This is a genomic window from Bradyrhizobium sp. P2_E8 (genome assembly GCF_056403875.1).
The window spans coordinates 1-8,626 of sequence record NZ_JBFUES010000415.1 but is presented as its reverse complement, the minus strand read 5'-3'; the positions used below and the strand labels follow the sequence as shown (position 1 = coordinate 8,626).

General features: G+C 65.1%; 11 protein-coding genes and 1 pseudogene. 5 read left to right on the top strand and 7 right to left on the bottom strand.

The window, feature by feature from the left end; all coding sequences use genetic code 11:
• The coding region (locus tag AC1D00_RS22175) for a 3-deoxy-7-phosphoheptulonate synthase (protein WP_477012129.1) at positions 1-639 on the top strand (639 nt) is incomplete at its 5' end.
• Positions 640-694: 55 nt separating this feature from the next.
• On the opposite strand, the gene AC1D00_RS22170 is transcribed toward AC1D00_RS22175, so the two are convergent.
• The 3 genes and pseudogenes from AC1D00_RS22170 to AC1D00_RS22160 form a co-directional block, all read right to left on the bottom strand.
• Positions 695-952 carry a hypothetical protein gene (locus AC1D00_RS22170; protein ID WP_404556169.1) on the bottom strand — a complete coding sequence of 86 codons (258 nt, stop codon included), beginning with the start codon at positions 950-952 and terminating at the stop codon, positions 695-697.
• A 43-nt stretch (positions 953-995) separates the two neighbouring features.
• On the bottom strand, positions 996-2,090 hold the full coding sequence (locus AC1D00_RS22165) for a lysine-2,3-aminomutase-like protein (protein WP_477012128.1): 1,095 nt from the start codon (positions 2,088-2,090) through the stop codon (positions 996-998).
• Positions 2,087-2,700 (bottom strand): annotated as a pseudogene (locus AC1D00_RS22160) (amino acid--tRNA ligase-related protein). Before AC1D00_RS22160 ends, AC1D00_RS22165 begins: the two are co-directional and overlap by 4 nt.
• Before the next feature lie 162 nt (positions 2,701-2,862).
• Here AC1D00_RS22160 and efp point away from each other — a divergent pair.
• The 3 genes from efp (at position 2,863) to AC1D00_RS22145 (ending at position 6,159) form a co-directional block, all read left to right on the top strand.
• Positions 2,863-3,429 carry an elongation factor P gene (efp, locus tag AC1D00_RS22155; protein WP_135173638.1) on the top strand — a complete coding sequence of 189 codons (567 nt, stop codon included), beginning with the start codon at positions 2,863-2,865 and terminating at the stop codon, positions 3,427-3,429.
• Between the two features lie 45 nt (positions 3,430-3,474).
• The gene (locus AC1D00_RS22150) at positions 3,475-5,082 is read left to right on the top strand and encodes a M23 family metallopeptidase (protein ID WP_477012127.1); all 1,608 of its coding nucleotides are present in this window, start codon (positions 3,475-3,477) and stop codon (positions 5,080-5,082) included.
• A 168-nt stretch (positions 5,083-5,250) separates the two neighbouring features.
• The gene (locus AC1D00_RS22145; protein WP_477012126.1) at positions 5,251-6,159 is read left to right on the top strand and encodes an amino acid ABC transporter substrate-binding protein; all 909 of its coding nucleotides are present in this window, start codon (positions 5,251-5,253) and stop codon (positions 6,157-6,159) included.
• 114 nt (positions 6,160-6,273) lie between these two features.
• Here AC1D00_RS22145 and AC1D00_RS22140 read toward each other — a convergent pair whose 3' ends face one another.
• Both AC1D00_RS22140 and AC1D00_RS22135 read right to left on the bottom strand, forming a co-directional pair.
• On the bottom strand, positions 6,274-6,777 hold the full coding sequence (locus tag AC1D00_RS22140; protein ID WP_477012125.1) for a cupin domain-containing protein: 504 nt from the start codon (positions 6,775-6,777) through the stop codon (positions 6,274-6,276).
• 29 nt (positions 6,778-6,806) lie between these two features.
• Positions 6,807-7,286 carry a carboxymuconolactone decarboxylase family protein gene (locus AC1D00_RS22135; protein WP_477012124.1) on the bottom strand — a complete coding sequence of 160 codons (480 nt, stop codon included), beginning with the start codon at positions 7,284-7,286 and terminating at the stop codon, positions 6,807-6,809.
• A 54-nt stretch (positions 7,287-7,340) separates the two neighbouring features.
• Between AC1D00_RS22135 and AC1D00_RS22130 the strand changes: the two genes are divergently transcribed.
• Complete coding sequence (locus AC1D00_RS22130; RefSeq protein WP_477012123.1) at positions 7,341-7,871, top strand: MarR family winged helix-turn-helix transcriptional regulator; 531 nt, start codon at positions 7,341-7,343, stop codon at positions 7,869-7,871.
• A gap of 18 nt (positions 7,872-7,889) precedes the next feature.
• Here AC1D00_RS22130 and AC1D00_RS22125 read toward each other — a convergent pair whose 3' ends face one another.
• Both AC1D00_RS22125 and AC1D00_RS22120 read right to left on the bottom strand, forming a co-directional pair.
• Complete coding sequence (locus tag AC1D00_RS22125; RefSeq protein WP_404556160.1) at positions 7,890-8,060, bottom strand: hypothetical protein; 171 nt, start codon at positions 8,058-8,060, stop codon at positions 7,890-7,892.
• A gap of 84 nt (positions 8,061-8,144) precedes the next feature.
• Positions 8,145-8,396, bottom strand: coding sequence for a hypothetical protein (locus AC1D00_RS22120; RefSeq protein ID WP_135173632.1), 252 nt, complete (start codon positions 8,394-8,396; stop codon positions 8,145-8,147).
• Positions 8,397-8,626: the final 230 nt, after the last annotated feature.

Here is an 8,626-nt window from a genome sequence, read left to right as displayed (position 1 = left end):
CCGCAATACATCGCCGACCTCGTGTCCTGGGCCGCGATCGGCGCGCGCACGACCGAGAGCCAGATCCATCGCGAGCTGGCCTCCGGGCTGTCCTGTCCGGTCGGCTTCAAGAACGGCACCGATGGCAATGTGCGGATCGCGGCCGACGCGGTGAAGTCGGCCTCGCATCCGCATCATTTCATGGCGGTGACCAAGCTCGGCCGCTCGGCGATCGCCTCCACCGCAGGCAACGAGGACTGCCACATCATCCTGCGCGGCGGCAGCACGCCGAACTACGATGCGGCAAGCGTCGCGGCGGCCTGCAACGAGCTGGCGAAATCCGGCGTCGCGCCGCTGGTGATGGTGGATGYGAGCCACGCCAATTCGAGCAAGAAGCCGGAGAACCAGCCGCTGGTCGTGGCCGACATTGCCGGCCAGATCTCCGGCGGCGAGAACCGCATCATGGGTGTGATGATCGAGAGCAATCTCGTCGCCGGCCGCCAGGACGTGGTTTCGGGCAAGCCGCTCACCTACGGCCAGAGCATCACCGACGGCTGTATCGACTGGGCGACCACGGCAACCGTGCTCGAGCAGCTCGCCGATGCGGTCGAGATCCGGCGCAACGCCGCGCGCGCGGGGCTGCACGAGCGGTCGGCGTAAGGTCGGGCAGACGCGGGCGGGGCGAGCTGTCGCGCCCTGCCCGCATCGACGCGGCCTAGCAGCCGCGGCAGATGCTCTTGATCTTCTTGTCGAGCGCCTGATTTTCCTTGCTGAGGGGATCGTTCGGGTCGCTTAAATTCTTCTCGTTCGGCACGTCGCCGGCGCGCGGCTGCCGATGACCGACGGGTGCAGGCGGCAAAGAGCCCGCCGACTGTCCCGACGTGGTGGTCGATCCCTTGGAGCCGCCGGTCTGTGCAACCGCCGCGCCGCCAAGCAAGACCACGAGCGATGCTGCCACCATGATCTTCTTCATTTCCGCTCCTCCGTTTTCAAACCGGCCTCCGCTCCATCACCACTCACGTCTCGGGCGGATAGAGGTGAACGTCACCGCAATAGTCCACGATACGATACCGCGTTTCCGGCGCCGCTTCACGTGCATCGGGTGCGGTATTTTGCACCGCCAACACGTAGTTCGGCCCCACCGGCGACTTGCCGGCGCCGCCGGGAATATCGATGACATAGTCAGGCTGACACAGTCCTGACACCCGTCCGCGCAGCTGCCGCATCAGCTCCTGCCCCTCCGCCAGGGTGGTGCGCAGATGCGCCGTGCCCGGCGCGAGATCGCCGTGATGCAGATAGTACGGCTTGATCCGGCATTCGACGAAAGCTCGCATCAAATCCGACAAAGCCGTGACGTTGTCATTGACGCCGCGCAAAAGCACCGACTGGCTGACCATGGGGACGCCGGCATCGACGAGCCGCGCGCAGGCGGCGCGCGCGGCCTCCGTCAGCTCGCGTGCATGGTTGGCATGCAGCGCAACCCAGGTGGTCGCGCCCGTAACCTTCAGCGCTGCGACCATCTCGTCGCTGACGCGCGCGGGGTCGGCGACGGGCACGCGGGTGTGAAGGCGGATGATCTTGACGTGATCGATGCCGGCGAGATCGGCCATGATCTCGCTCATGCGACGCGGCGACAGCATCAGGGGATCGCCGCCGGTCAGGATCACCTCCCAGATCTCGTCGTGCGCGCGGATGTAATCAATGGCAGCACGATAAGCGCTGTCCGAGAGCGCGTTGTCCTTGCCGGGTCCGACCATCTCGCGGCGGAAGCAGAAGCGGCAATAGACCGCGCAGACGTGAACGAGCTTGAACAGCACGCGATCGGGATAGCGGTGCACGATGCCGGGCACCGGCGAGTGCGGGTGATCCCCGATCGGATCGGCGCTCTCGCCCGGCTGCAGCTCGAGCTCCGCGGCGGTCGGCACGAACTGGCGGGCGATGGGGTCGTCGGGATCGGACGTGTCGATCAGCTCGACCAGCGCCGGCGTGATCGCGACCGCATAGCGCGCGGCAACGCGCTCCAGTGCCGGCAGGGCCGCGGCAGGCGCGAGGTGCTCGGCCACGAGCTCGGCCGGCTCACGCAAGGTGCGTGCAATATTGGTCTTCGTCATGTCTCACTTGGCGTTTCATTTGCAGGGGGTGTCCACACCACCTGATCAATCCGTGTTGCGCCGCTGGCCAGCATCACCAGGCGGTCGAGGCCGAGCGCGACGCCGCTCGCCTCCGGCATTGCGGCGACCGCGGCAAGAAAGTCCTCGTCCAGCGGATAGGCCTCGCCGTAGCGACGCTGCTTCTCCGCCATCGATTCCGTGAAGCGCCGGCGCTGCTCTTCGGCGTCGGTCAGTTCGCCAAAACCGTTGGCGAGTTCGACGCCGCAGGCATAGACCTCGAACCGTTCGGCGACCCTGGGATCGCCAGCCTTCACGCGCGCCAGKGCTCGCCGGCCGCCAGCAGCTTCTTGCAGGCAAATTCCGGGGAGGTCCGCAAATAGCGGCTGGCCCGGCTGCCGTCGGGCCGCACGATCTCGGTTCGGGGGGCGTGCAGATGGGTCTCATTGCCCGGGGAGACCTGAAGAACGGAGGTTTCGACCTCCATGAAGCCCTGCTCGGCGAAAAACCCCCGTAAAGCCCCGGTCACGGCTCCCCTCGCCTGGAGGAACGGCCGCCGGTCGAGGTGCCGCTCGGGCGACCAGAACGGCGAAATCGGCTTGTCCCCAGCCATTAACCGACCACCCCAACCATCAGCAAAGTGCTGGCATCCAACGGCAAAATCAGTATGTTGCGGCCCGAAACGGGCGCCGAGGTCTGATTTGAGGCCCCAAGTCCCCCATCAATTTGACCACGTCCTGGCCGGAGCCGGGCCAAGCAAGCAGGAAATACAGCTTTGAGAGTCATCGCCAGTTCTATTCGCAAGGGCAACGTGATCGAGCAAGACGGCAAGCTCTATGTCGTCGTGAGCGCCGAGAACATCCATCCCGGCAAGGGCACCCCGGTCAGCCAGATCGAAATGCGCCGAATCTCGGACGGGGTAAAGATCTCCGAGCGTTACAAGACCACCGACCAGGTCGAAAAGGCCACGATCGAAGAGCGCAACTACACCTTCCTGTACGAAGATGGCGACGGCTACCACTTCATGAACCCGGAAACCTACGACCAGGTCCAGGTCTCCAAGGACGTCGTCGGCGACGCGTCCGCGTATCTCCAGGAGAGCATGACGGTCAAGCTGTCCCTGCACGGTACCAACCCGGTGTCGATCGCCCTGCCCCAGCGCGTGACGCTGGAAGTGGTGGACACCGAGCCCGTGACCAAGGGCCAGACCGCCTCGTCCTCCTACAAGCCCGCGGTGCTCTCCAACGGCGTGCGCACCACCGTGCCGCCGCACATCTCGGTCGGCACCCGTATCGTCGTGATGACCGAAGACGGCTCCTACTCCGAGCGCGCCAAGGACTAAGTCAGGGATCGAGGATCGGAACAGGTACCGCCGGGGGGCGAGACAGTGGGTAGGAAGAGGCTCCGCTTCGTCTCGCTTATTCTGGCGTCGCTTTCGCTCCTCGTTGCCGCTCCGCTGGCCGCGGATGAATTCCGCAGCCCCTCACTCACGGCCCTGCGCGTCGATTGGCGCGCAGCGCTCGACCAGCTCCGCACCGAGATCAACGGCCACCCCCGGGTTGCCAGCGATTTCATTTTCGTGCCTCGCCGTTCCGTGCCGCGCTACGATCCGCGCGCGATGCCGGCGCTGGTGCAGCTCAACGCGGTCTCCTCCCAGTTCTTCACCGGCATTGCCCGCAGCTCCGTGCCCGTGCTGCTGCCGTTCGACGCCGGCGCCTATCTCGAGGCCCAGCGCAACGGCGCACCGTCAAGCCTGTCGCTGTCGCGCTACCAGGCTGATTTCAACCCCGTCGACATGTTCGACGCCGGCCCCGCCGGATACAGCGCGAGCTTCTCGCTCGAGCCCGGCGCGGGCGCCGGTGACGGCATGCCGACGCGTGTCTTCGCAAGACCGGTCGAGGTGCAGATCACCGGCTCTGCGCTGCTCTATGACATCGCCGACCCCGCCGGCGGCAAGGGCGAGCCGGTCAAGCCGCTTGCTGCCCTCTATCCGGACCTGCGCAGGTTCATCCGGGAAGGCTACGTGCGCTACGCCTTCACCCGCTTCGGCGTCGCCTATGTCGTCTCCATCCAGTGCCTGGACAGCGTCGCAAAGCCGCGGCGGCTCGCCTGCAAGGAAGCCTATCCGGTTGCCGAACGTTTCCTGAAGGCGCTGCGCGTCGCCGGCGGCCAGCGCATGCGGCCGTTGATGGACGTTGCCTCCGACATCATCGATCGTCCCTCGGGGCGTTCGGCCGATTTCAGCTACCGGCCAAGCGGCGACATCATCCCGAACAGCGGCTACCGCAACAAGAGCGGCCATCCGGACGTGATGGCCTATGCGCAGATCCGCTTCCCGCTGGAGAAGGCGCCCGCTTTCGTGCGCTCGCAATCCTACGGCAAGCGCGACAAGAACGACGGTCCGACTGCCTATCCGTGGCGCGACAATTTCTGCGAGTCCCGCAGCTTCGAAGTCTGGCAATGCGGCGGCGGTTACGGCCACCAGGGCGAGGACATCCGCGCCGCCGAATGCCCGCCGCCCGGCGAGGGCCGCGCCCCCTGCGATCCCAAGCAGCGCGCCGTCGTTGCCGTGCGCGACGCCATCGTGATCCGCGCTTCCAAGGACCAGGCCGCGACGCTCGAGATCAACAGCCGCACCGAGCATATGCGCTTCCGCTACATGCACATGAACCCGCAGGCGATGAACGCCGACGGTTTGCTCAACGGCCGCATGGTGACCGAGGGCGAGAAGATCGGCGTGGTCTCGAACTATCTCGATCATCCCGCCGGCACGTCGATGCACCTGCATTTCGACGTCCAGGTGTTCACCCGCGACGGCTGGATCTGGGTCAGCCCCTACGTCACGCTGGTCTCCGCCTATGAACACCTGATCCGCGCCCGCGGCCGCGAAGTCGGCCCGGAGATCGCGGGCACTCCGCAGCCCGTGGCACATGCGCTGCCCGAGGATGTGATCAAGCCGGACCCGCGCGAGGGCTCGAGCAGCGAGGATAATTGAGGCAGCTCGCGCCTCACCGCTCGGCGCGCCTCGACGACGATCCCATCACGCCCCCTTTCGGCGCACGAGGTTTGACCGGATCGGCGTCCGGCTCTCCCCGAACGGCCTGGCCTTCTCTGGCCCCAGACTTGCTTGGCTTCCGGCAGCAAACTGGAGAAAGGGAAGCACATGCGTTGTCTCACCACGGCGGTCATTGTGGCCGTCGCATTCGCCGTGCCGGCTCATGCGCAGGAATTGACCGGTACGCTGAAGAAGATCAAGGAGACCGGTGCGATCACGCTCGGAGTGCGCGACAGTTCAGTGCCCTTCAGCTACATCGACGAGAAGCAGAAGACCGTCGGCTACGCCATCGACATCTGCATGAAGATCGTCGAGGAGATCAAGGCTGAGCTCAAGCTGGACAAGCTCGCGGTCAACGAAAGCTTGGTGACTTCGTCCAATCGCATTCCGCTGATGGCGAACGGCACCATCGATCTTGAATGCGGCTCGACCACCAACAACGCCGACCGCCAGAAGCAGGTGTGGTTCACCAACACACATTTCCTCACGGCGAGCCGCTTCGTGTCGAAGAAGGCTTCGAAGCTCGACCAGGTCGACGACCTCAAGGGCAAGGCCGTCGTCTCGGTCTCGGGCACCACCAACATCACCCAGCTCAACAAGGCCAACGCCGCCCGCTCGCTCGGCATCACCGTCATGAATGCAAAGGACGTCCCCGAGGCCTTCCTGATGGTCGAGACCGACCGCGCCGAGGCCTTCGTCATGGACGACATCCAGCTTGCGGCCATGATCGCTTCATCGAAGGACCCGTCGCTTTACGCAATCAGCTCCGGCGCCTTTTCCGATCCAGAGCCCTACGGCATCATGCTGCGCAAGGACGATACGGCGTTCAAGGCGGTGGTCGATCGCGCGACTGCAAGACTCTACAAGAGCCCGGAGATCGAGAAGATCTACAACAAATGGTTCATGGAGCCGGTGCCGCCGCGCGGCCTCAACTTCCACGTGCCGATGCCGGTGTCGATGAAGAAATCGTTCGAGCACCCGTCCGACAATCCCGATCCGGCGTCGTACGGGGGCTGATGAGATCGCAGAGCACCCCAATTGCGCAGCCCGGATGAGCGAAGCGACATCCGGGATTCTCACGACGACTGTCCCGGGTGTCGCTTCGCTCACCCGGGCTACGATCGCTGCGAACTAATCCAGAAACGTCGTCAGCTGCGCGCCCTCGTCCGCCACGAACACCGCGATCAATTCCGCCGGCTCCGTGGCGCTGGCATTCGCCGACACCAGATGCGTCGCGCCGGGCGGTTCGAAGAAGGACTGGCCGACGCCAAACGTCTCGACCGGGCCGCCACCGAGCTGGGAGCGGATCTCGCCCTTGGTGATGTAGGCCGTCACCGAGCCTGCGTGGCGATGCGGCCGCGTAAATCCGCCGGGTCCGTAGAAGACGCGCACGATGGTCACGCGCTTGCCCGGCACGTTCGGCAATGCGTAGGAGCCGATCGGCTCGACCTTGTCGAGCGGCGAGCTCTCGGCAGCGGTGGCGCAGAGCGGCGCGAGCGCGCCTGACACGGTCTCCATCGTCAGCGGCAGCGCCTTGCCGATCGCGAGTGCGCAGGCGAGCCCGCCGACAACGGCCAGCGCCGTTGATCGCGACGGCACCGGGCGTTGCGTGGTGGCCAAACTCATTGCTGTCATGACAACCTCCCCTTGTTCCCTTATGGCAATCAGGATGCCACGGCATTCGTCGCGACCGGCCGCTTCGTCGGCGTCCAGCGATAGGCCGCGCCAAACCGGTTCCAGACGTTGATCGAGGCGACCGCCGAGGTCAGGTACATCAGCTCGGTCTCGGAGAATTCGCGCTGCACCTCGGCATAGACCTCATCGCCGAAGCCGTTCGGCAGCAGCGTCAGTGCTTCGGTCCAGGCCAATGCCGCACGCTCGCGCGCCGAGTAGATCGGTGCCTCGCGCCAGACCGCGACCAGATGGAGTTTGTCCATGGGCACGCCGAGCCGCTCCGAGAGCAGAATGTGATGCTGGACGCAGAAGGCGCAGCCGTTGATCTGCGAGGCGCGCAGCTTGACGAGCTCGAGCAACTGCCTGTCCAGGCCCGCCTTGGCCGCAAGCTGTCCGAGCGCCAGCACCAGATCATAGGCATCGGGCGCGATCCGCTTGAAATCCTCGTATTCGCTGCGGGCGTGTGACATTGCCGTGCACCTCGTGTTATTGTAAGAATGCTTATACTGTATAAGAGCTCTTACATGATGCGCAAGGCCGCTGCCTTCACAAGATCGAAAAGCCCGCGGAAGGCCCCCGCCGCTTCCGACGGCGGCGCCGTTCGCGTGCCTGCCCCAGGGGAAGGCAAACGCGGCGAGGAAGGCTATCTTGGCTACCTGCTGCGCCAGGCCCATGCCGCGGTCCGCCTGACGATGGAACGGACGCTCGCCGATCTCGGCGTGACCTCGCCGCAATTTGCCGTACTGACGATGCTCAACGCCTATCCGGGCCTGTCKGGCGCCGACGTCGCCCGCCTCACCTTCCTCACGCCGCAGACGGTGGGCGTCATCATTCGCAACCTCGAACGCGACGGCGCGATTGCGATGACGCCCCATCCCGTCCATGGCCGCATCCAGCAATGGACGCTGACGCCGCGCGGCGCGACGCTGTTGAAGGCGTGCCGGGAGCGGGTGATTGCGCTGGAGAAGCGCCTCGCCCGGGATCTGGATAGCAAGGCGGAAACCTCGGTCCGGCGCTGGCTCGCCGGAATCGCGGCCGATTTGCAGGACGACTAGACCGCGCCGGGACTAACCCTAGTCGCCGCAGCCTCCGTCGCCGCCATCGGCATCCGAGAAGTCGCTGACGGCGCCGTCGCCCTGAATGCCGCGGCCAAAGTTTTCCGCAATGATCATCAGGATCACGACGAACAGCCCTGCGCCGAACGGCCAGGGATTGGCACGGATGATGTCGAACAGCTCCTGCATGCGGGCATTTTGCGGGACAAGAGCGAACCGACCGTAAAGCGGCTGACCGAAAATGGGGGATTTGCCGCCGCGCGCCGAGGTGGCTTACCCATCCCTCAACGCTTTCTTAACCTCGCCGTCGGGCCAACTCTCGCCTGCGGCGATCACCCGGACGCGGCTCTGGTCCGTGGTGTTCACCAGCACATGCGAACTCACCCGATCGATGCTGCACTCCAGACGCAGATCGGTTTCGGGCTTCCAGCTCAGCGTGGTCGCGAGATCGCCGGGAAAGATCTGCCATTGCGATCCGTCATCGAGTTCGACGACGTGGCTTTCCGCATGCGCGCGTATCTTCATTACACCCCGAATTCTCGATGAAGTGAGTCCCGGCGCTCCAGCCGGGGCCCCGCTCCGTCAGTCGTTGTCGTGATGAATCACGGTCTTGCTGCCATTGCCGAATTCATATTCCTTCTTGATCACCGTGGTTCTGCTCGATTGCGTGCAGGGGGAATGCGGGGTGCGCGGCTTTGTTCCGGGGAACGCCGGGGCGATGACTGTCCCTCCTGTTCCAGGAACCGACTCACAGG